Source organism: Marisediminicola sp. LYQ134 (genome assembly GCF_046599635.1).
In the GTDB taxonomy this organism is placed as follows: domain Bacteria; phylum Actinomycetota; class Actinomycetes; order Actinomycetales; family Microbacteriaceae; genus Marisediminicola.
This window is the reverse complement of the sequence record NZ_JBKIWP010000002.1, coordinates 304,855-324,698: the sequence shown is the minus strand read 5'-3', so window position 1 is coordinate 324,698 and position 19,844 is coordinate 304,855. Positions and strand designations below refer to the sequence as shown.

21 protein-coding genes are annotated in these 19,844 nt (G+C 65.8%); 8 read left to right on the top strand and 13 right to left on the bottom strand.

Annotated elements, in window-relative coordinates; genetic code table 11:
* Positions 1 to 48: 48 nt before the first annotated feature.
* Genes rplI through rpsF form a run of 4 tightly spaced genes read right to left on the bottom strand, consistent with a single transcriptional unit; the run spans position 49 to position 1,753 of the window.
* The gene (rplI, locus tag ACLHIH_RS10045; RefSeq protein ID WP_411316658.1) at positions 49 to 501 is read right to left on the bottom strand and encodes a 50S ribosomal protein L9; all 453 of its coding nucleotides are present in this window, start codon (positions 499 to 501) and stop codon (positions 49 to 51) included.
* A gap of 11 nt (positions 502 to 512) precedes the next feature.
* Complete coding sequence (gene rpsR, locus ACLHIH_RS10040) at positions 513 to 776, bottom strand: 30S ribosomal protein S18 (RefSeq protein WP_411316657.1); 264 nt, start codon at positions 774 to 776, stop codon at positions 513 to 515.
* 47 nt (positions 777 to 823) lie between these two features.
* A complete protein-coding gene (locus ACLHIH_RS10035; RefSeq protein WP_411316656.1) occupies positions 824 to 1,345 on the bottom strand; it encodes a single-stranded DNA-binding protein in 522 nt (173 codons plus the stop codon).
* 3 nt (positions 1,346 to 1,348) lie between these two features.
* The gene (gene rpsF / locus ACLHIH_RS10030) at positions 1,349 to 1,753 is read right to left on the bottom strand and encodes a 30S ribosomal protein S6 (protein ID WP_411316655.1); all 405 of its coding nucleotides are present in this window, start codon (positions 1,751 to 1,753) and stop codon (positions 1,349 to 1,351) included.
* A gap of 149 nt (positions 1,754 to 1,902) precedes the next feature.
* On the opposite strand from rpsF, the gene ACLHIH_RS10025 reads away from it, so the two are divergent.
* Positions 1,903 to 2,973 carry an inositol-3-phosphate synthase gene (locus ACLHIH_RS10025; RefSeq protein WP_411317279.1) on the top strand — a complete coding sequence of 357 codons (1,071 nt, stop codon included), beginning with the start codon at positions 1,903 to 1,905 and terminating at the stop codon, positions 2,971 to 2,973.
* 39 nt (positions 2,974 to 3,012) lie between these two features.
* Here the strand turns inward: ACLHIH_RS10025 and ACLHIH_RS10020 are convergent, their stop codons facing one another.
* Positions 3,013 to 4,440 carry a CCA tRNA nucleotidyltransferase gene (locus ACLHIH_RS10020; protein WP_411316654.1) on the bottom strand — a complete coding sequence of 476 codons (1,428 nt, stop codon included), beginning with the start codon at positions 4,438 to 4,440 and terminating at the stop codon, positions 3,013 to 3,015.
* 151 nt (positions 4,441 to 4,591) lie between these two features.
* On the opposite strand from ACLHIH_RS10020, the gene ACLHIH_RS10015 reads away from it, so the two are divergent.
* From ACLHIH_RS10015 to ACLHIH_RS09990, 6 genes are all read left to right on the top strand, one after another.
* Positions 4,592 to 6,973 carry a DUF6049 family protein gene (locus tag ACLHIH_RS10015; protein ID WP_411316653.1) on the top strand — a complete coding sequence of 794 codons (2,382 nt, stop codon included), beginning with the start codon at positions 4,592 to 4,594 and terminating at the stop codon, positions 6,971 to 6,973.
* Complete coding sequence (murJ, locus tag ACLHIH_RS10010) at positions 6,970 to 8,646, top strand: murein biosynthesis integral membrane protein MurJ (protein ID WP_411316652.1); 1,677 nt, start codon at positions 6,970 to 6,972, stop codon at positions 8,644 to 8,646. Before ACLHIH_RS10015 ends, murJ begins: the two co-directional genes overlap by 4 nt.
* Before the next feature lie 123 nt (positions 8,647 to 8,769).
* Entirely contained in the window at positions 8,770 to 9,720 is a 951-nt protein-coding gene (gene trxB, locus ACLHIH_RS10005) for a thioredoxin-disulfide reductase (protein ID WP_411316651.1), read from the top strand.
* A gap of 46 nt (positions 9,721 to 9,766) precedes the next feature.
* Complete coding sequence (gene trxA / locus ACLHIH_RS10000) at positions 9,767 to 10,093, top strand: thioredoxin (RefSeq protein ID WP_411316650.1); 327 nt, start codon at positions 9,767 to 9,769, stop codon at positions 10,091 to 10,093.
* A 124-nt stretch (positions 10,094 to 10,217) separates the two neighbouring features.
* A complete protein-coding gene (locus tag ACLHIH_RS09995) occupies positions 10,218 to 11,552 on the top strand; it encodes a PLP-dependent aminotransferase family protein (RefSeq protein WP_411316648.1) in 1,335 nt (444 codons plus the stop codon).
* Positions 11,553 to 11,606: 54 nt separating this feature from the next.
* Positions 11,607 to 12,581, top strand: coding sequence for a D-alanine--D-alanine ligase (locus ACLHIH_RS09990; protein WP_411316647.1), 975 nt, complete (start codon positions 11,607 to 11,609; stop codon positions 12,579 to 12,581).
* A gap of 58 nt (positions 12,582 to 12,639) precedes the next feature.
* On the opposite strand, the gene ACLHIH_RS09985 is transcribed toward ACLHIH_RS09990, so the two are convergent.
* The 8 genes from ACLHIH_RS09985 to rpmH all read right to left on the bottom strand — a co-directional run bounded on the left by ACLHIH_RS09985 (position 12,640) and on the right by rpmH (position 17,884).
* Positions 12,640 to 13,581: a ParB/RepB/Spo0J family partition protein gene (locus ACLHIH_RS09985; protein WP_411316646.1), complete on the bottom strand. Its 942-nt coding sequence runs from the start codon at positions 13,579 to 13,581 to the stop codon at positions 12,640 to 12,642.
* Positions 13,581 to 14,456 carry a ParA family protein gene (locus tag ACLHIH_RS09980; protein ID WP_411317278.1) on the bottom strand — a complete coding sequence of 292 codons (876 nt, stop codon included), beginning with the start codon at positions 14,454 to 14,456 and terminating at the stop codon, positions 13,581 to 13,583. The genes ACLHIH_RS09985 and ACLHIH_RS09980 overlap by 1 nt, the downstream gene beginning before the upstream one ends.
* Positions 14,457 to 14,853: 397 nt before the next feature.
* Positions 14,854 to 15,522 carry a 16S rRNA (guanine(527)-N(7))-methyltransferase RsmG gene (gene rsmG / locus ACLHIH_RS09975; protein ID WP_411316645.1) on the bottom strand — a complete coding sequence of 223 codons (669 nt, stop codon included), beginning with the start codon at positions 15,520 to 15,522 and terminating at the stop codon, positions 14,854 to 14,856.
* 3 nt (positions 15,523 to 15,525) lie between these two features.
* Positions 15,526 to 16,005, bottom strand: a complete 480-nt coding sequence (locus ACLHIH_RS09970) for a protein jag (RefSeq protein WP_411317277.1) — start codon at positions 16,003 to 16,005, stop codon at positions 15,526 to 15,528.
* Positions 16,006 to 16,091: 86 nt separating this feature from the next.
* Positions 16,092 to 17,057, bottom strand: coding sequence for a membrane protein insertase YidC (yidC, locus tag ACLHIH_RS09965; RefSeq protein WP_411316644.1), 966 nt, complete (start codon positions 17,055 to 17,057; stop codon positions 16,092 to 16,094).
* Between the two features lie 3 nt (positions 17,058 to 17,060).
* The gene (gene yidD / locus ACLHIH_RS09960; RefSeq protein WP_411316643.1) at positions 17,061 to 17,393 is read right to left on the bottom strand and encodes a membrane protein insertion efficiency factor YidD; all 333 of its coding nucleotides are present in this window, start codon (positions 17,391 to 17,393) and stop codon (positions 17,061 to 17,063) included.
* Entirely contained in the window at positions 17,390 to 17,728 is a 339-nt protein-coding gene (gene rnpA, locus ACLHIH_RS09955) for a ribonuclease P protein component (RefSeq protein ID WP_411316642.1), read from the bottom strand. The genes yidD and rnpA overlap by 4 nt, the downstream gene beginning before the upstream one ends.
* 18 nt (positions 17,729 to 17,746) lie before the next feature.
* Positions 17,747 to 17,884 (bottom strand): 50S ribosomal protein L34, encoded by a 138-nt coding sequence (gene rpmH / locus ACLHIH_RS09950; protein WP_010204566.1) that lies wholly within the window; start codon positions 17,882 to 17,884, stop codon positions 17,747 to 17,749.
* A gap of 314 nt (positions 17,885 to 18,198) precedes the next feature.
* Between rpmH and dnaA the strand changes: the two genes are divergently transcribed.
* Complete coding sequence (gene dnaA, locus ACLHIH_RS09945; protein WP_411316641.1) at positions 18,199 to 19,614, top strand: chromosomal replication initiator protein DnaA; 1,416 nt, start codon at positions 18,199 to 18,201, stop codon at positions 19,612 to 19,614.
* The last annotated feature ends 230 nt before the right edge of the window (positions 19,615 to 19,844 follow it).

Below are 19,844 nucleotides of genomic sequence, written 5' to 3'. Positions count from 1 at the left end.
GGCGGCGCCGGGCCTGAGGCCCGACACCGCCGTCGCGATGAGGTCGTGCTACTTCGCGGCAACCACCTGGAGGGTGATCGTCGCGATGAGGTCGTCGCGCAGACGCACGGTCGCCTCGTGCTCACCCGTCGCCTTGATGGCGGTGGTGATCTCGATCTTGCGCTTGTCGACCGAGCCGATGCCCTGAGCGGCGACAGCGTCAGCGATGTCCGACGCCTTGACCGAACCGAACAGTCGACCGCCCTGGCCGGCCTTGACCGTGAGCTTGACGCTCGTGGCCTCGAGCTTGGCCTTGAGGTCTTTCGCCTCTTCGATCGTGGCGTGCTCGCGCGCAGCGCGGGCAGCCTTGATCTGGTCGATCTGCTTCTCGCCACCACGGCTCCACGTCACCGCGAAGCCCTGGGGGATGAGGAAGTTGCGCGCGTAGCCGTTCTTGACGTCGACGACGTCACCGGGCGCGCCGAGGCCGGTGACCTCGTGCGTGAGAATGAGTTTTGACATGTCGATGCTCCTTAACGGCCCGAGCCGGCGTAGGGAAGCAGAGCCATCTCGCGCGCGTTCTTGACGGCGCGGGCGATGAGGCGCTGCTCCTGCACGGAGACACCGGTGATGCGACGGGCGCGGATCTTTCCACGCTCCGAGATGAACTTGCGAAGGGTCGCGACGTCTTTGTAGTCGATGACACCCACGCGGATGGACTTCGCCGGGGCGGCGTTCTTGCCGCCCTTGGCGGTCCGGAGGGGCTTACGGCGATCGCCGCTGCTCTTTCCAGCCATGATTTATCTGCTTTCAGTAGAAGTTGTCGAACGAGGGGTTCTGAGAATCAGAACGGGGTCTCGTCGTTGAAGCTGCCTGGAGTGTTCCAGACGTCTTTCCCGCCCGAAGCACCACCCTGAGCGGCCGGTGCGGACGGTGCCCACGGCTCGTCGGCGACCTGGCCGCGGTTTCCACCGCCACCACCGCCCCCGCCTTCACGTGAGCTCGACGCGCGAGTGACCTGAGCGGTCGCGTAGCGCAGCGACGGACCGATCTCGTCGACCTCGAGCTCGATGCTCGTGCGCTTCTCGCCCTCTTTGGTCTCGTACGAACGCTGCTTGAGTCGACCGGTAGCGACGACGCGAGCACCCTTCGTGAGAGAGCCGGCGACGTGCTCGGCGAATTCACGCCACACGCTCGCGCGCAAGAACAGGGCCTCGCCGTCTTTCCAGTCGTTCGCCGCGCGGTCGAAGGTGCGCGGCGTCGAGGCGATCGTGAAGTTCGCAACCGCGAGCCCGTTCTGCGTGTAGCGCAGCTCGGGGTCGCTCGTGAGGTTGCCCACCACGGTGATTACGGTTTCGCCGGCCATCGACTACTCGGCGGCCTGAGCTGCGGGAGCGGCGTCGGATGCGGCGGGCTTCGACGGAGCGGCTGCCTTGCGGGCGGCCTTCTCTGCGGAGAGCTTCGCGGCCTCTTCGACCTGAGCGATGGCCTCTTCGGCACGCAGCACCTTGGTGCGCATGACGGCTTCGCTGAGACCCAGCTGGCGGTCGAGCTCCACGGTTGCGGCGGAGTTCGCGGTCAAGGCGACGACGGCGTAGATGCCCTCGGTCTTCTTGTTGATCTCATATGCGAGACGGCGGCGGCCCCACACGTCGACCTTGTCGATCGTGCCGCCATCGTTGCGGATGACGTTGAGGAACTTGTCGAGACTGGGAGCAACGGTGCGCTCGTCGATCTCGGGATCCAGAATGACCATGAGTTCGTACTGATGCATGACTAACCCACCTCCTTCGGACTGAAACGGTCACAGACGGTCTGTGACAGGAGGGTTCTGCATGTGTTGCGGGCCACCGTGTAACGGGAGCCCGGGCAACCTGCCTAGTGTAGTCAGTGAGTACTGCAACTATCAAGGAGTCCTACCCCATGTCGCTTCGTGTCGCCCTCGTCGGTGTCGGAAACTGTGCCAACGCTCTCGTGCAAGGCGTGACGTTCTATCGGGACGCCGCGGCCGACGACGTCATCCCGGGGCTCATGCACTCGCAGTTCGGTCCCTACCGCGTGAGCGACATCGAGTTCGTGTCCGCTTTCGACGTGGATGACGCAAAGGTGGGTGTCGACCTCGCCGACGCCATCTGGGCGAGCGAGAACAACACCCTCAAGTTCGCAGATGTCGCCCCGACCGGGGTCACCGTCCAGCGCGGACCCACGCTCGACGGTCTCGGCGAGTACTACCGCGAGACGGTCGAGGAGTCGGATGTCGCAGCCGTCGACGTCGTCGAGGCCCTGCGGTCGAGCGGCGCCGAAGTGCTCGTGTGCTATCTGCCCGTCGGCTCGGAAGACGCCGCGCGGTTCTACGCGCAAGCGGCGATCGACGCCGGGGTCGCATTCGTCAACGCTCTGCCCGTATTCATCGCGAGCGACCCCGAGTGGGCGGCTAAATTCACCGCGGCAGGGGTGCCGATCGTGGGTGACGACATCAAGAGCCAGCTCGGCGCGACCATCACGCACCGGGTTCTCGCGCGACTATTCGAGGAGCGCGGGCTCGTGCTCGACCGCACCTACCAGCTCAACGTCGGCGGCAACATGGACTTCAAGAACATGCTCGAGCGCCGTCGCCTGCAGTCGAAGAAGATCTCGAAGACCCAGGCTGTGACGAGCAACATCGACAACGAGATCAACGCGCGCGACGTGCACATCGGCCCGAGCGACCACATCCCGTGGCTCGACGACCGCAAGCTCGCCTTCGTGCGCCTCGAGGGTCACGGTTTCGGCGGCGCTCCGACGTCGCTCGAGTACAAGCTCGAAGTGTGGGATTCCCCCAACTCCGCGGGTGTCGTGATCGATGCCATCCGCGCTGCGAAGATGGCGCTCGACGCGGGACAGGGTGGACCGGTCGAGGCAGCGTCGGCCTACTTCATGAAGTCGCCCCCGCAGCAGATGCCCGACCCTGTCGCGCGCGACCTTCTCGAGGCGTTCATCGCCGAGCTGAGCTAGGGGTTCGACCGGCCCGATCCCTGGGCCGTTCGGCGGGGCCTACTCCCGCGCGGCCCACCACGCACGCAGTCGCTTCTCCGCTTCTTCGGCACCGAGCTCGCCCTCGTCGAGCCTCAGCTCGAGCAGGAACGCCCTGGCCTGACCGACCTCGCGCCCCGGGCGCAGGTCGAGGATGCTCATGATCTGCTCGCCGTCGAGGTCGGGGCGGATCGCCGCGAGCTCCTCCTGCTCCGAGAGCACCGCGATGCGCTGCTCGAGGTCGTCGTAGGCGAACCCGAGCCTGTCGGACTTGCGACGGTTGCGGGTCGTTACATCGGCGCGCACGAGAACGTGCAGGCGCTCGAGGAGTGGTCCGGCGTCGCGCACGTAGCGCCGAACCGCGGAATCGGTCCACGCCCCCTCGGTGTAGCCGAAGAACCTCAAGTGCAATTCGATGAGCCTGCAGACATCCGAGATGAACTGCTTGTCGAAGCGGAGGGCCTTGAGTCTCTTCGCAGCGAGCTTGGCCCCGACCACGTCGTGGTGGTGGAACGTCACGACGCCGCCGGGCTCGGTGCGCTTGGTCGACGGTTTGCCGATGTCGTGCAGCAGCGCCGCCATGCGCACGACGAGGTCCGGGGCCCCCTCGAGACCCCGCGACCGCTCGAGTTCGATCGCCTGGTCGAGCACTGTGAGGCTGTGCTCGTAGACGTCTTTGTGGTGGTGGTGCTCGTCGATCTCGAGCCTCAGCGCCGGAAGTTCGGGGAGCGCGAGAGCCGCGAGGCCCGTCTGCACGAGCACTTCGAGCCCGACGCGCGGCCGGGGGGTGAGGAGGAGTTTGGCGAGCTCGTCGCTGATGCGTTCGACCGAGATGATCGACAGCTGCTCGGCGAGCGCCGTCATCGCGCCGAGGGTCGCGGGGTCGATCGCGAAGTCGAGTTGCGACGTGAACCGCGCGGCGCGCAGCATCCGCAGCGGGTCGTCGCCGAACGAACGCTCGGGGGGCCCCGGGGTCGTCAGTCGCTTCGCGAGGATGTCTTCGACCCCGCCGGAGGGATCGACGAGCACGCGGCTCGGCAACCGCAGTGCCATCGCGTTGACGGTGAAGTCACGACGCACGAGGTCGCCTTCGAGGGAGTCCCCGAACTCGACGACGGGTTTGCGGCTCGCTCCGTCGTAGGCATCCGTCCGGTAGGTCGTGATCTCCATGGTGTGGCCGTCGATGCGGGCTCCGATGGTTCCGAACTCGCGACCGATGTCCCAGTGGGCGTCGGAGAGCGGCTTGACGATCTCGAGGATGCGGTCGGGGCGAGCGTCGGTGGCGAAATCGAGGTCGTTGACTTCGCGACCGATGAGGGAGTCCCGCACAGGGCCGCCGACGAGAGCGAGCTCGTGTCCGGCCGCCTCGAAGGCGCGCGCGAGCCGGGCCACGGGGGCTGACGAAGCGAGAGCGTCGAGGCGCTGCACGGCGGTAGCGACGCTGTCCATGCTGCAAAGTTTGTCACAGGCCGTCGGTGCGGCAGGGCCGCGATCGGGCCTCGACCAGGCCACGACCTGCCCGGCGCAGACGGCGCCCCTCGGGTGCCCGCACCCTAGAATCGCTCTTGCCGACCCTGCCATCGGGTGTGCGGCCGTTCCCATGACTCTCATCTCATCCCTCCTCTCCGCGGCCCTCATCGCCGGTTCGCTGCTCGCGCCCGCGACCCTCGGCACCGACCGGATCGCGGGAGCGGAGGTCACCGCCTCAGCGGCGGTCACCGAGTCGGCCGAGGAGGCACCCGGCGACGAAATCGATGAGGCAGCCGACGACGAAAGCCCGGTCGATGAGACCCCGGTCGCCGAACTCCCCACCGAGCTGTCTGTCGAGATCGTGCCGTCGTCGACGGGCACGGTCTCCGACGGCTCCGACCTCTCGCTCGTCGTGAGGGTCGAGAACAATACGGGCGAGACGCAGCCGCGGGCGACCGCCGTCGTCGTTCTCGATCGCGATGTCGCCACCGATCGCGACGTGTTCCTCGACAAGCTCGAGTCGCCCTCGGCGGTTCCGTCGCCCTCGCGCGCGCAGATCGCCCGCACCGCGGTTCCATCGCTCGACGCCGGCACGTCGATCGAACTCGACCCGATCGTGCTCGAGAACGACGAACTCACGTCGATCACGTCCGACGCCTTCGGCGCCCACGTCGTCTCGGCCGAGATCACCTCGGGGGGTGAACCGCTCGGCGCGGGCGCGTCGGTCGTGACGATCGATCCGGGTTCGGTGCAGTCCGGGTCGAGCCTCGCTCTCGCGATGCCCCTCACGGTTCCGGTCACCGCCGCCGGCCTCCTCGACGCCGAGACTCTCGCGAGTTACACCGAGCCCGACGGGCTGCTGTCGAACCAGCTCGACGAGGTCGGCGATCGGGACATCGCCGTCGGCATCGATCCGCGCATCATCGCCTCCATCCGTGCTCTCGGCGTCGACGCGCCGGAGTCGGCGACGGCGTGGCTCGAGCGCCTCCGTGAGATCGAGAACGAGACGTTCCCCCTCGCCTACGGCGACTCCGACATCTCGGCGACGAGCCAGGCGGGTTCAGGCGTGCTCGGCCCGGTCGGATTCGACCTCGACCCCGCACGCTTCGACGACGCCCCCGCCTCGGAGGCACCGGAAGACACCGAGGGCTCGACGCCCGACGACGACACCGACACGGCCCCGGGATCGACCCCCGGGTCGAGCCCGGGGCCGTCGACGAGCTCGGTCCCCGACCCTTCGCCCACCCCCTCGGTCTCGCCCGACGGCTCGAGCGTGCCCTCGACATCGAGCATCCTCGCGTGGGACTACAGCGTGGAGGGGGTGGCCTGGCCGCGGGAGTCCTCGGTCGTCACCGCCGACCTCGCGACCTTCACCGAGTCCGGCCTCCCGACGACGATCCTCGATTCGGCTTCCGTCGCCCCGGATGCTTCCGTCGCGAGCACGATCCCGAGCACCGTCGCGATCGGGGAGCACGACGCCGTCGTCTCCGACGACCTCGTCTCCGACCTGCTGCGTGATGCCGTCAATGCGACGACGACCGACGAGTGGCGTGCCGCTATGGCTCGCCTCACCGGGGCGCTCGCTCTCGTCGTCTCCGCCGACCCGGATGCCTCCGCCGACGTGTTCGCGACATTCGACCGCAACTCGGGCCTCGGGGTCTATCGCGTCGAGCAGACCGCGCGGGCCCTCGCCGCTCTCTCGTGGCTCGACACGTCGACGCTCTCCGAGGTGCGGTCACAGGATCCCGTGCCCGCGACCCTCGTGGAGTCCCCCGTCGACTCCGAAAGGCTCGACAGGCTCGCCGACCTCGCGGAGGCAGAGGCGAGCGTCGTGCAGTTCGCGACCGTGCTCGACGACCCTCTCGCCGTCACCGCCGATTCGCGGCTCGAGCACCTCGCTCTCGCGTCGCAGGAGTGGGCCACCGACCTCGCCTCGTCCGCGTGGCCGACGGCCGTCGACTCTTTCGTCGCCGACAGCGCTCAGACGGTCGCGTCGGTGCAACTCGCGTCGACGACCGACTTCGTGCTCGCGGCCGACAACGCCGCTCTTCCGATCCCGATCGTCAACGAGCTCGACGTGCCCGCGACGGTCTACGTCACGGTCCGCCCGCAGACCGGAATCCTCGACGTGCAGGATCCCCTCGTCGAGATCACGGTGCCGCCCGGATCCCAGACGCGAGCACTCGTTCCGGTGCGCTCGGTCGCGAACGGCCAGGTTCTCGTCAACATCTCCCTCGCGAGCGGCGACGGGGTTGCGATCGGCTCGCCGACCTCCGTCGAGGTCGACGTTCGAGCGGGGTGGGACACCACGGTCACGACGGTTCTGTTCATTCTCGTCGTGCTCGTCTTCGTCCTCGGGATCATCCGCACCATCCGGCGCATTCGCAGACGCGAGGGCAGCAGCGATGACATCGCCGACGACAGCGACGACGACGGAGACCCCGACGCGACACCCGCCGACCCGACACCCGCCGACCCGACACCGACAGACCCCGAGAAGGCGGATCGATGACCGACGCTCTCCCGGGAGACGCTCCAGAACCCGCGCGCTCCGGTCTCGGTCGCGCGAGCGCGATCCTCGCCTCCGGAACCCTCGTCTCGCGCATCCTCGGCTTCGTCAAGGTCATCGTGCTCGCCGCGACGATCGGGCAGGTCGCGAGTGTTCCCGCCGACGCCTTCGCCGTCGGCAACCAGCTTCCCAACAACATCTACGCGCTCATCGCGGGCGGCCTCCTCGGCGCCATCCTCGTGCCCCAGATCGTTCGCGCCGGGTTGCACGACGACGGTGGTCAGCGCTACATCAACAAGATCGTGACCCTCGGTTCGGTCTCGTTCATCGTCATCACGATCGGTGTCACGCTTCTCGCGCCCGTGCTCGTCGCGGTCTATGCCGCGAGCGATTCGGGCGGCGGGCGGGGGTTCAGCGACGAGGGCATCGCCCTCGCCACGGCGTTCGCCTACTGGTGTCTGCCGCAAGTGCTCTTCTACGCGCTCTACAGCCTCCTCGGGGAGGTTCTCAACGCCCGCAAGGTGTTCGGGCCGTTCACGTGGGCCCCCGTCGTCAACAATGTGGTCGTCATCGGTTCGCTCGTGCTCTTCCAGGTGCTCTTCGGGGGCGCGTCCGACAACTCCGACGTGGGGGTCTGGGATGCCTCGCGCATCGCCGTGCTCGCGGGCACCGCGACGCTCGGGGTCGCGGCTCAAGCGTTCGTTCTCGTGTTCTTCTGGCGCCGGGCCGGCCTCTCCTACCGCCCCGATTTCCAGTGGCGCGGTGTGGGTCTCGCCCGCACGGGCAAAGCCGCCGGCTGGGTGTTCGGCATGATCCTCGTGACCCAGCTCGCGGGGGTCGTCCAGAGCCAGGTCGCGACCCTCGCCACGGGCGAGGGGGCCTCGAGCACCGCTCTCGCCAACTCCTGGCTCATCTTCATGCTCCCGCACTCCGTCATCGCGGTGTCGATCGCGACCGCCTACTTCACGAGGATGAGCGGTCACGCCACGACCGGGGACTTTGCGGGAGTCCGCGCCGACGTGCGCTCCTCCCTCACGGCGATCGGACTCTTCATCACCTTCGCGTCGATCGCGCTCCTCGTCGTCGCGTTCCCGTTCGCGAGGGCCTTTGAGAGCGGCGGGTTCGACAACGTCGCGGCCATGGCGATCGTCATCATGGCGTTCGCCATCGGTCTCGTCCCCTTCAGCGCCGTCTTCGTTCTGCAGCGCGTGTTCTATTCGCTCGAAGACACGCGAACCCCGTTCTTCATCGAGACCGCGAAGGCGGGGGTCTTCGTCGCGGGGGCGTTCGCGTGCACGCGACTCCCGGTGGAGTTCATCGTCTTCGGCATCGCCCTCGTCACGGTGCTCGCGAGCCTCGTGCAGTTCGTGCTCACCTTCCTCCTCCTGCGTCGTCGTCTCGGCCCCATCGGCGGGCGCTTTCTCGTGCGTCGCCACGCTCAGTACCTCGTCGGAGCACTCGTCGCGGGGGCCGCGGGAGCAGGCGTCCTCGCGGCGACCGGCGGGTACACCCCCGCCGGCTTCGGTCAGAGCAGCCTCGTCGCGGCCGTCGCGGTCATCGCTCTCGCGGGCATGGTGATGCTCGCTGTTTACGCGGCTGTGCTACTTCTGATGCGGAACCCGGATGCCGCGGGTGCGCTCTCGAAGGTGACCGCACGCATCCGTCGCTCCCGCTGAGTCCGCCCTCGGGCGGCGGTGTGACGCCGACTCAGCGGCATGGAATAGCCAGTCCATACACTGTGTTGTAACGCTCGACGCGGTAACGACACCTCACCGCAATCAGAAACTGGAGACACTCCCTTGCGACAGGTCATCATCATCGGTTCGGGTCCCGCGGGCTACACCGCGGCGATCTACGCGGCTCGCGCCAACCTCTCCCCTCTCGTGATCGCGAGCTCGGTCGAGGCCGGCGGCGAGCTCATGAAGACCACCGAGGTCGAGAACTTCCCCGGCTTCCCGGAGGGCATCATGGGCCCCGAGCTCATGATGAACATGCAGGCCCAGGCAGAGAAATTCGGGGCCGAGGTCGTTCTCGACGACGTCGTCTCGGTCGACCTCTCCGGCGACGTGAAGAGCGTGACCCTCGGAAACGGTGACGTTCACGAGGCCCTCACGGTCGTCTACGCGACCGGATCGGCCTACCGCAAGCTCGGGATCGCCGACGAGGAGCGTTTGAGCGGCCACGGTGTCTCGTGGTGCGCGACGTGCGACGGCTTCTTCTTCCGCAACAAGACCATCGCGGTCGTCGGCGGCGGAGACTCGGCAATGGAAGAGGCGACGTTCCTCACCAAATTCGCCGAGAAGGTCTACATCATCCACCGTTCGGAGTCGCTCCGCGCGTCGAAGATCATGCAGGACCGCGCTCACGCGAACCCGAAGATCGAGTTCCTGTTCAACAAGCAGGTCGAGCGCATCTACGGCGACGAGCTCGTATCCGGACTGGGCCTGCGCGACACCGTCGACGGCACCGAGACGACGATCGACGCGACCGGCCTGTTCATCGCGATCGGCAACGACCCCCGCGTGCACCTCGTCCACGGGCAGCTCGACCTCACCGTCGACGGCACCATCGCCGTCGACGGTCGCAGCTCCCGCACCAACATCCCCGGCGTCTTCGCCGCGGGTGACGTGCTCGACATCACCTACCGCCAGGCGGTCACGGCGGCAGCATCCGGAACCGTCGCCGCTCTCGACGTCGAGCACTACCTCGCGGCTCTCCCCGCGAGCGTGCTCGACGGCGCCACGGTCTGAGACCGACACCCATCCCGCAGTCCCGCAGTCCACAGAAAGCAGACACATGTCCACCGCACTCGATGTAACCGACGCCACCTTCGACGCCGAGGTCCTCGCGTCAGACAAGACGATCCTCGTCGACTTCTGGGCCGAATGGTGCGGTCCGTGTCGCGCCGTGAGCCCCATCCTCGACCAGATCGCGGCCGAGCACGCCGACAAGATCACCGTCGTGAAGCTCAACGTCGACGACAACCCGCAGATCGCCGCGAAGTACCAGATCACCTCGATCCCCGCGATGAAGGTCTACCGCGGTGGAGAGGTCGTCAAGACCGTCATCGGTGCCAAGCCCAAGGGCGCTCTCGAGGCAGACCTCGCCGACTTCCTGGCGTAGATCGACCTCGACTCGTTCGGCTCGTCTCCTCGCGAGACGGGCCGTCGTCGTTTGACCCGCGGAACGATCGCCTAGGGTGAACGGAAAGCTCGACACCGCTTCATCACCTCACTCGGGACTCTCAATGACACACCACGGCAGCTCCGTCGGTGGTTCGGGAACGAACCTCGACCCCTGGTACGACCACTACGCCGACCGCGCGGCCGGTCTGAGCGCGTCCGAGGTCCGAGCGCTCTTCGCCGTGGCGTCACGGCCCGAAGTCGTGTCACTCGCCGGGGGGATGCCCTACGTCTCGGCGCTCCCGAGCGAGCTCATCAGAGCGTCGTTCGACCGCGTGATGGAGGAGTCCGGGCCGAAAGCGCTGCAGTACGGCTCTGGGCAGGGCGAACCGTCACTGCGCGAACACATCCTCGAGGTCATGTCTCTCGAGGGGATCCACGGTAGCGTCGACGACGTCGTCGTCACGACCGGCTCGCAGCAGGGCCTCGACCTCGTGACCAAGCTGTTCGTCGATCCGGGCGATGTCGTTCTTGCCGAAGCTCCGAGCTATGTCGGCGCGATCGGGGTCTTCCGGTCGTACCAAGCCGACATCCAACACGTCGCCCTCGACGAGCACGGGCTCATCCCCGAGGCGCTCCGAGAGCGCATCGCGGAGGTGCGGCTCGCGGGCAAGACCATCAAGTTCCTCTACACGATCCCGAACTTCCACAATCCGGCCGGAGTCACCCTCAGCCGCGAGCGACGCCTCGAGATCCTCGAGATCTGCCGTGCGGAGCAGATCCTCGTGCTCGAGGACAACCCCTACGGCCTCCTCTATTTCGACGCTCCGCCACCACCCGCGATGCGGTCCATCGACGAAGACGGCGTCGTCTATCTCGGCTCGTTCTCGAAGACGCTCGCCCCCGGCTTCCGCATCGGGTGGGTGCTCGCGCCGCACGCCATTCGCGAGAAATTGATTCTCGCGAACGAGTCGGCGGTGCTGTCGCCGAGCTCGTTCACCCAGTACGTCGTGTCGGAGTACCTGAGCACCTCTGATTGGCGCGGCCAAATCGACATCTTCCGCGGCGTCTATCGGGAGCGTCGTGATGCCATGCTCTCGGCGCTCGACGAGCACCTCCCCGAGCTCGCCCGCACGACGCCCAACGGTGGGTTCTACGTGTGGCTGAGTCTGCCGTCTCAACTCGACTCCAAAGCGATGCTTCCCCGAGCGGTCACTGAGCTCGTGGCATATACGCCGGGTACGGCGTTCTACGCCGACGGCGGCGGTCGAGACTCGATGCGTCTCTCGTTCTGCTATCCGACCCCCGAGACCATCCGGGTCGGGGTGCGTCGGCTCGCGACCGTCATCAACGGCGAACTCGATCTGCTCGAGACGTTCAGTCCTCGCCGAGGCAGCGCTGTCGACCATCCCGCCACCGTGTCCGGCCAGTTCGCGAGCCCGCCACCCAACCTGACCTGAGCACCCCGCGCCGACCCATTTCGCGTTTGATCAGCTATTAAAGGACCCCCAGGTATGTCTCCTCACGGTGAACCACGGTCGATCGTCGTCTTGGCGGGGGGGATCTCCCACGAGCGGGACGTGTCACTGCGCTCCGGCCGCCGCGTGGCGGACAGTCTCAAAGAACACGGGATCGCCGCCGTGCTGAGGGAGCCCGACGCGTCTCTGCTCGACTTCCTCCGCACAGAGCGGCCCGATGTCGTCTGGCCCGCGCTCCACGGCGCGAGCGGAGAAGACGGGGCCCTGCGCGCGCTACTCGACCTCGCCCGCATTCCGTATGTCGGATCGCGGCCCGGGGCCGCGAGGCTCGCGTGGCACAAGCCGACAGCCAAGACCATCGTCTCGCGCGCCGGCCTGCAGACGCCCGACTGGGTGACGCTCCCTCGCGACACGTTCCGCGAACTCGGCGCAGACAGCGTTCTCGGTCTCATCTCCGACACGATGGCCTTCCCCCTCGTAGTGAAGCCCGCGCAGGGTGGGTCGGCGCAGGGCGTGAGCATCGTCACCGATCCCGAGCAGATGCCGCGCGCGATGATCGACGCGTACACCTACGGTGACACCGCACTCATCGAGCGCCACGTGAGCGGAACGGAGATCGCGGTCGGCATCATCGACAGCGGAGACGGCCCGGTCGCGCTCCCCGCGGTCGAGATCGTGCCGATCTCGGGCGTCTACAGTTTCGAGGCACGCTACAACGCCGGAGAAACCCGCTTCTTCGCCCCCGCGCGCATCTCCGAGAGCGCCGCAGCCGTCGTCGCCGAGGCAGCGGTAGCCGCCCACGTCGCCCTCGGACTTCGGCACCTCTCGCGCATCGACCTCATCATCGACGCCGCGGGAGCCCCGCAGTTCCTCGAGGCCAACGTGCTCCCCGGGCTCACGGAGACCTCTCTCGTCCCGCTCGCTCTCGAGGCCGCGGGCCACGACCTCGGGTGGGTCTACGAGGCTCTCGCCGACGCGGCCATCCGCGAATCGGACCACATCTCAGCCTGATCGACCGCGAGCCAGCGTCGACGCTCGACCATCGGCGCGCGAGCCGAAACAGCCTGCGTCAGCCGAAGCCGGGCTCCCCGAGCTCACCGAGGATGCGGTTGAGATCGCTGACCGTCGCGAAGTCGATCACCACTTGTCCCTTACGGGCACCGAGGCTCACACGAACGCGCGTGTCGAGTCGGTCTCCGAGTCGCTCGGCGATCTCGTCGAGCTGGCCCTGGCGCCTCCCCGCGCTCGGTTTGGCCTTGACCGCGGGGGTTCCCGCTGCTGCCGCGGCCTCCGCCGCGCGAACCGAGAGGTCTTCATTGACGATCTTGTCGGCCAGGCGCTCCATCGAGGGAGCGTCACCCGCCGAGAGGATGGCGCGGGCGTGCCCCGCGCTCAGGACCCCCGCCGCAACCCGGGACTGAACCGTCTCGGGCAGACGCAGGAGGCGGATCGTGTTGGTGATCTGGGGCCGCGAGCGTCCGATGCGGGTCGCGAGCTCGTCTTGCGTGATTCCGAAATCGGCGAGCAACTGCTGGTAGGCCGACGCCTCCTCGAGAGGGTTGAGGTTCGCCCGATGCAGGTTCTCCAGCAGAGCGTCGCGGAGCATCGCGTCATCCGCCGTGTTCTTCACGACCGCGGGAATGGTCTCGAGTCCCGCGATCTTGCTCGCACGCAGGCGCCGCTCGCCCATGACGAGCTCGTAGCGCGGCTCACCGGGAGCCGCATCGGTGAGCGGACGCACGACGATCGGCTGCAGGACACCCACCTCGCGAATGGACGTGACGAGTTCGGCGAGCTCCTCCTCCGCGAAGACGGTGCGAGGCTGTGACGCGTTGGGCACGATGTCTGCGGGGTCGAGTGCGGCGAGCTGCGCGCCCGGAATCGACACGAGGGTCTCGCTCGACTCCTTCGTCGTCGGGAAGAAGACGTCGACGGGGCGCTCGGTCGATGACGACTCGGTAGGGATGAGGGAGCCGATTCCGCGGCCCAGTCCGGTTCTCTTCGTTGCCATCAGTTCGGTGCTCCTCGGTGGGCCATCTCGGCGGCCGCCTCTCGATACGACAGTGATCCTGCCGAATTGGTGTCGTAGGTGATGACAGTCTGCCCGTAGCTCGGTGCCTCCGAGATGCGCACCGACCGAGGGATCGCCGTCGTGAGCACTTGTGTCGGAAAGTGCTCGCGAACATCCTGAGCCACTTGGTTCGCCAGATTGGTCCGCGCGTCGAACATCGTGAGGAGAATCGTCGACATGACGAGCTGCGGGTTCAAGTGCTTTCCGATGAGGGAGATGTTGTTGAGCAGCTGACTGAGACCCTCGAGCGCGTAGTACTCGCACTGGATGGGGATGAGCACCTCGGTGGCCGCAACGAAGGCGTTGATGGTCAAGAGTCCGAGCGACGGCGGGCAATCGATGAACACGTAGTGGAACGGCTCTTCGGTCGACCCGAGGTAGGAGTGGAGGGCCGAGTGCAGTCGGCGTTCCCGCGCTTCCATCGAGACGAGCTCGATCTCGGAGCCGGCGAGGTCGATCGTCGCCGGCACGCAATAGAGCGTGTCCGACTCCGAACTCCGCTGCACGACATCCGCCATCGGAACGCCGTCGATCACGACGTCGTAGACACTCGGTGTCTCCGAGCGATGGTCGATGCCGAGCGCCGTCGACGCGTTTCCCTGGGGGTCGAGGTCGATGACGAGCACGCGCGCGCCGGAGAGCGCGAGAGCAGCGGCGAGATTGACCGTCGTCGTCGTCTTTCCCACCCCACCCTTCTGGTTCGCGATCGTGAAGATGCGGGTCGTCTCCGGAAGTGGAAGGGACTGCGCAGACAACCGCGCACGTCGGGTCGTCAGATCCGATATCTCGCGGGCGAGGGGCGTGTCTCCCAGCAGGTCATCCTCGAGTGCCGGTGCCGCCGCTTCTTCGACGGTTGTTTCGACAGTGGGTTCAGCGCGGAGATCCACGGGCGACTCCGTCGTGGATTCAGTGTCAACGTCAGCGACCCGGGGTTCGGAACTGATGACCTCTGGGGCTCCTTGCTGCGCAGGCTCCGCAGGGGCTTGCGGTTCTTCTACCGGAGTCTCTCGGGGCGGCGCCTCGGCTTCGCGCGTCGCTGGGAGCCGGTTCTTCTTCGGCCACAGAGGACTCATGTGTCCGTCCAATCCGGTAGGAGATGTTTCACGTGAAACACGACAACGAGACACGGTGATGTTTCACGTGAAACATGGCTTTGCGCCGTTCTAACCAGTGATCGTGGGGAGGGTTTCGGGTCCGAACCCTCGACATCCATCAATCAACTTTAGCGCGGAAGACCCGGGTCACTTCGTCGACGACACCCTCGCCCAGCACGACCACTTCGGCATCGGTCAAACGGAGCTTCCGGATCACCTTGGTCGCCGCCGCAACCTCGCTGTCGACGCTCGCACCCTTCATGAGAACCAACTCGCCGCCGGATCGGAGCAGCGGAACCGTTATCGGAAGCAGCTTCGACAGCGCACTGACCGCACGGGCCGTGACCTGGTCGAGCCACGGAGAGAAGACGGCTTCTTCCGCTCTCGCGTGGACCACGGCGACGTTTTCGAGACCGAGTTTCTCCGACTCGGCTCGAAGCCAGTCGACACGACGCTCCATGGGCTCGATGAGGGAGAAACGCACGTCCGGTCGCGCGATAGCCAAGACCAGACCGGGAAGCCCGGCACCGCTACCGACATCTCCGACGTGTGCACCCGCGTGGAGGAGGGGGGCAACCAGTGCACTGTTGATGATGTGGCGGGTCCACAATCGAGGTGGCTCAAGCGGGCCGATCAGGCCCAGGAGCTCACCGCGCGCACCGAGGTCAGCCGCGAACTGGCGCGCGACGTCGATGTGGTCGCCGAAAACGTCAACGGCAACGCCCGGCTCCATCTCGAGGGGAGCGACGGCCGCGTCGTCCAACGATGTTTCACGTGAAACATCCATGCGTCAGGCGCGTCGGATGACCGTGTGGCGGTCCCGTCCTTCTCCCTCGGATTCCGAGACGAAAGGACGCTCGGCGACGAGGTCGTGAACGAGCTTGCGCTCGTACGACGACATCGGAGGTAGGGATGCCGCTTCTGCACCCTGCTCGATGCGCTCGATCGCGCGGTCGACGAGTGCGCCGAGTTCAGCGGCGCGCGCCGCCCGGGATCCTCCGACATCGAGGATCAGCCGCGAGAAGGCACCGGTCTTCGCCTGCACGGCCAGACGGGTGAGCTCCTGGAGCGCCGTCACAGTGTCGGGCTTAGCAAGGATGCGAAGGTTGCTCTCGTCCTCGGAGTTCACCGACAGATACGCACGACCGTCGCGGGCCTCGATGTCGATGTCGCCATCGAGATCGGTGATGTCGAGTAGCTCCTCGATGTAGTCCGCAGCGATATCGCCCTCTTCTTCGAGCTGGGACACCGAGCGCGGCGCCTCATCCATGGTCGGGATCTCGGCCGGACTGCTCGCCGGGATGTTCTCGCTCATCGGTCTGCTCTCTGTGGGTTTCGGGGGAGTGGTGCTCATGGTCAACGACGCCCCTTGGGCTTCTTCTTCGCCCGAGCCTTGCCGACCGGCTGCTGACGCTGCGTGGTCTTCTGTTCGACGGCCGGCGTCTCTGCCGTGTCGTCCTCGACGATGGTGATTCCCCGTCGCTGCGCCTTCTTCGCGATCCTGTTCTCGCGCGCGAGCGCGGCTTCACTGCCGGGTGTCGGCATGTTCCGGATGACGATGAACTGCTGCACCATCGTCCAGATGTTCGACACGAGCCAATAGAACATGACACCGAGGGGGAAGGTGAATCCCGAGAAGAGAAAGACGAGGGGGAGGATGTAGAGCAGAATCCGCTGCTGCTTGAACATCGGCGAGTTCTTCATCTCGGGCGACTGATTCTTCGACATGATCTGCAGCTGCGTGATGAACTGCGACGCCGTCATGAGGACGACCATGATCGCTGCCGTCACGATCACCGCGACATTGCCGTCTGCCGTGCTGATGGCGAGGCGCAGCGGAGCGATGTCGAAGAGGGATGACTCACCGAACGAGCGCGACAGCTCGGCGTTGAGCAGCCCCACTCCGACGAGCTCGCGCTGAGCGTTCTGGAGCACGGAGAAGAGACCGAAGAAGATCGGCATCTGCAGAAGAAGAGGGAGACACGACGCGAGCGGGTTGGTTCCCGTGCGCTTATAGAGCGCCATCGTTTCGCGCTGCATCGCCTCGCGCGAGAACTGGTCTTTCTTTCCCTTGTACTTGTCCTGGATCTTCTTGAGCTGCGGGGCCACTTCCATCATCCGCCGCTGGCTCTTGATCTGACGCACGAAGATGGGGATGAGGGCGGCTCGCACGACGAGCACGAGACCCACGATGGAGAGAACCCAGGTGAGACCCGCGTCGCCATTCAGTCCCGCCGCAGTGAGCAGGCTGTGGAACGCGACGAGGATGGCCTCGATGACCCACTTGATGGGCCAAAGGATAATTCCGAAGATATCCGGCATGGGTCAGGCCTTTCCGCCGGGAGCGGCGATGGTGGTGGTGCGTTCGGGAGTGACGAAACCGAAGTCGCTCACGGCGTGGTGGTGTCGATGAGAGGGAGGGACGTCGTCTATTCCTCCCTCGGCCCACGGGTGGCACCGAGCGAGTCGACGAGACCCGAGCCACACCCCGCGCACGACCCCGTGGAGTTGGATCGATTGCAGGGCGTACGCGGAACACGAGGGATAGTAGCGGCAGACCTCACCGTAGAGCGGCGAGATAACAGCCCGGTAGACCTTGAGGATGACCACGCAGACGTTGCGCGGAATAAGCATGATGAACGTCGCTGTCGCATTCATGCCCGTGTCAGACCCTTACTGAGAGCGTGGGTGATTTGAGCGTTCAGGCTAACCCACGGTGCCTGCGCCGAGCCTGGCAGAGCACGGATGACGATGTCCGTGCCCGCGGGAACAGTCGACAGTCGATCGTGAGCGATCGACTTCAACCGACGGCGCACGAGATTGCGATGTACGGCATTGCCCACGGTTTTCGCGACGATGAATCCGAACCGTGCATCGGGATGCTCGGTTTTCCGAATGTGAACCGTCGCCAACGGAGCGCTCGTACGTACCCCTCGTCGGACCGCGGCGCGATAGTCGTCGGCGGTCGTGACGCGATTACGGCGAGCGATCACCGACGTCGATCGAGGTTCTTAGGCAGAGAGCTCGGTGCGGCCCTTGCGGCGACGCGCGCCGAGGATGGCACGACCGGCGCGGGTGCGCATACGAAGACGGAAGCCGTGCACTTTGGCGCGACGGCGGTTGTTCGGCTGGAAGGTGCGCTTGCTCATTGTTCGGTCTCCACGACGTCGGTGTTTCTGGGGTGTGCTCGGGCACGATTGCAACAAGGTTCAATGCGAATGCGTACCGGCTGGAGGCCGGACCGAGGGAACCCTGGAATAGTTGCTCGGCCGTTCGGCTCGGAGTCAACTGATTAAAAATACGGTCTTTCCCCGTTCGGGTCAAACTCCCCGTCCCCTGACCGTGCATTATCCACATGGGGACAACTGCTCTTGCGAACGACATACCCTCGCAAACTAAGGTGGTCTGATCGCACAGCCAGTGGATAACTCTGTGTATAACTCCCGATTGCGTAAGGACGACCATGACCGACGGTGCTGAGGAAATCCAGGGCATCTGGCAATCGGTTCTCACGAGCCTTCGCTCCGACGAGCGGATCACGCCGCAGCTGCAGGGCTTCCTGAGTCTCGTCGAGCCCAAGGGAGTCATGGCGGGAACCCTCTATCTCGAGGTTCCGAACGACCTCACGCGGGGGATGCTCGAGCAGCGCATCCGTCTTCCTCTTCTCAACGCGATCGCCGACCTCGGTGACGACAACACTGTTGCGAACTTCGCGATCGTGGTGAACCCCGAGATCTCCCACGACTCGCTCGAATCACCCGCGGAATCGAGTGAACCACCGTGGGTCGAGCAGCAGACCGCGCCGAGCCCCGTCGAGTACTCGGGCAAGAGGTCCGATTCGCGACTCAACCCCAAGTACAACTTCGACAACTTCGTCATCGGCGGGTCGAACCGCTTCGCCCACGCCGCCGCGGTCGCCGTGGCTGAAGCGCCGGCCAAGGCCTACAACCCGCTCTTCATCTACGGGGACTCCGGCCTCGGCAAAACCCACCTCCTGCACGCCATCGGCCACTACGCCGAGAGCCTCTACCCCGGCATCCGTGTGCGCTACGTCAGCAGTGAGGAGTTCACGAACGACTTCATCAACTCGATCGCGAACAACAGGGCCTCGGTGTTCCAGTCGCGCTATCGAGACATCGACATCCTCCTGATCGATGACATCCAGTTCCTGCAGGGCAAGGACTCCACGCAAGAAGCGTTCTTCCACACCTTCAACACCCTCCACGATCACAACAAGCAAGTGGTCATCACGAGCGATCTGCCCCCCAAGCACCTCACGGGTTTCGAAGACCGCATGAGGTCGCGATTCGAGTGGGGCCTCATCACCGATGTCCAAGCGCCCGACCTCGAGACCCGCATCGCCATCCTGCGCAAGAAGGCGCAGAGCGATCGGCTGCAGGTTCCCGACGACATCCTCGAGTACATGGCGTCGAAGGTCTCGTCGAACATCCGGGAACTCGAAGGGACCCTCATCAGGGTCACGGCGTTCTCGAGCCTCAACCGGATGCCCGTCGATCTCGCCCTCGTGCAGACGGTGCTCAAAGATCTCATCACGCTCGACGACGACAACGTCATCGCGCCGGTCGACATCATCAATCACACGGCGGACTACTTCAAGCTCACCGTCGACGACCTCTACGGGTCGTCGCGCTCCCAAGCCGTCGCGACCGCTCGCCAGATCGCGATGTATCTGTGCCGCGAGCTGACGAACCTGTCTCTGCCCAAGATCGGTCAGTTGTTCGGCAACCGGGATCACACCACGGTCATGTACGCCAACAAGAAGATCAGCGAGCTCATGAAGGAGCGCCGCTCGATCTACAACCAGGTCACCGAACTGACGAGTCGCATCAAGCAGAACCACCGCTACAGCAGCCTGTGACCGCCCGCCCTCGGTGCCCCTCCCTTGGGGGGTTGAGAGGGTAGCAGTAGTGCACAGTGTGGATAACTTGTGGAATTCCGTGGATAACTACCCTTCGTCGGTACCTCCGGGTCGGCCCTCCTGTGGAATGTCATTCCTGTGCAGCCGAACTGCACGGCGATTCTCCCGGGACTTCACTCACCGTCTACACAACTTGCACGCGTGTAGTTCCCCGTCGCCCACTGGCCTCC

Excerpts from the sequence above, each read along its gene's own strand:
- rplI (WP_411316658.1), bottom strand. The coding sequence starts at position 501 with ATGTCAAAACTCATTCTCACGCACGAGGTCACCGGCCTCGGCGCGCCC.
- rpsR (WP_411316657.1), bottom strand. The coding sequence starts at position 776 with ATGGCTGGAAAGAGCAGCGGCGATCGCCGTAAGCCCCTCCGGACCGCC.
- ACLHIH_RS10035 (WP_411316656.1), bottom strand. The coding sequence starts at position 1,345 with ATGGCCGGCGAAACCGTAATCACCGTGGTGGGCAACCTCACGAGCGAC.
- rpsF (WP_411316655.1), bottom strand. The coding sequence starts at position 1,753 with ATGCATCAGTACGAACTCATGGTCATTCTGGATCCCGAGATCGACGAG.
- ACLHIH_RS10025 (WP_411317279.1), top strand. The coding sequence starts at position 1,903 with ATGTCGCTTCGTGTCGCCCTCGTCGGTGTCGGAAACTGTGCCAACGCT.
- ACLHIH_RS10020 (WP_411316654.1), bottom strand. The coding sequence starts at position 4,440 with ATGGACAGCGTCGCTACCGCCGTGCAGCGCCTCGACGCTCTCGCTTCG.
- ACLHIH_RS10015 (WP_411316653.1), top strand. The coding sequence starts at position 4,592 with ATGACTCTCATCTCATCCCTCCTCTCCGCGGCCCTCATCGCCGGTTCG.
- murJ (WP_411316652.1), top strand. The coding sequence starts at position 6,970 with ATGACCGACGCTCTCCCGGGAGACGCTCCAGAACCCGCGCGCTCCGGT.
- trxA (WP_411316650.1), top strand. The coding sequence starts at position 9,767 with ATGTCCACCGCACTCGATGTAACCGACGCCACCTTCGACGCCGAGGTC.
- ACLHIH_RS09995 (WP_411316648.1), top strand. The coding sequence starts at position 10,218 with ATGACACACCACGGCAGCTCCGTCGGTGGTTCGGGAACGAACCTCGAC.
- ACLHIH_RS09990 (WP_411316647.1), top strand. The coding sequence starts at position 11,607 with ATGTCTCCTCACGGTGAACCACGGTCGATCGTCGTCTTGGCGGGGGGG.
- ACLHIH_RS09985 (WP_411316646.1), bottom strand. The coding sequence starts at position 13,581 with ATGGCAACGAAGAGAACCGGACTGGGCCGCGGAATCGGCTCCCTCATC.
- rsmG (WP_411316645.1), bottom strand. The coding sequence starts at position 15,522 with ATGGATGTTTCACGTGAAACATCGTTGGACGACGCGGCCGTCGCTCCC.
- ACLHIH_RS09970 (WP_411317277.1), bottom strand. The coding sequence starts at position 16,005 with ATGGATGAGGCGCCGCGCTCGGTGTCCCAGCTCGAAGAAGAGGGCGAT.
- yidC (WP_411316644.1), bottom strand. The coding sequence starts at position 17,057 with ATGCCGGATATCTTCGGAATTATCCTTTGGCCCATCAAGTGGGTCATC.
- yidD (WP_411316643.1), bottom strand. The coding sequence starts at position 17,393 with ATGAATGCGACAGCGACGTTCATCATGCTTATTCCGCGCAACGTCTGC.
- rpmH (WP_010204566.1), bottom strand. The coding sequence starts at position 17,884 with ATGAGCAAGCGCACCTTCCAGCCGAACAACCGCCGTCGCGCCAAAGTG.
- dnaA (WP_411316641.1), top strand. The coding sequence starts at position 18,199 with ATGACCGACGGTGCTGAGGAAATCCAGGGCATCTGGCAATCGGTTCTC.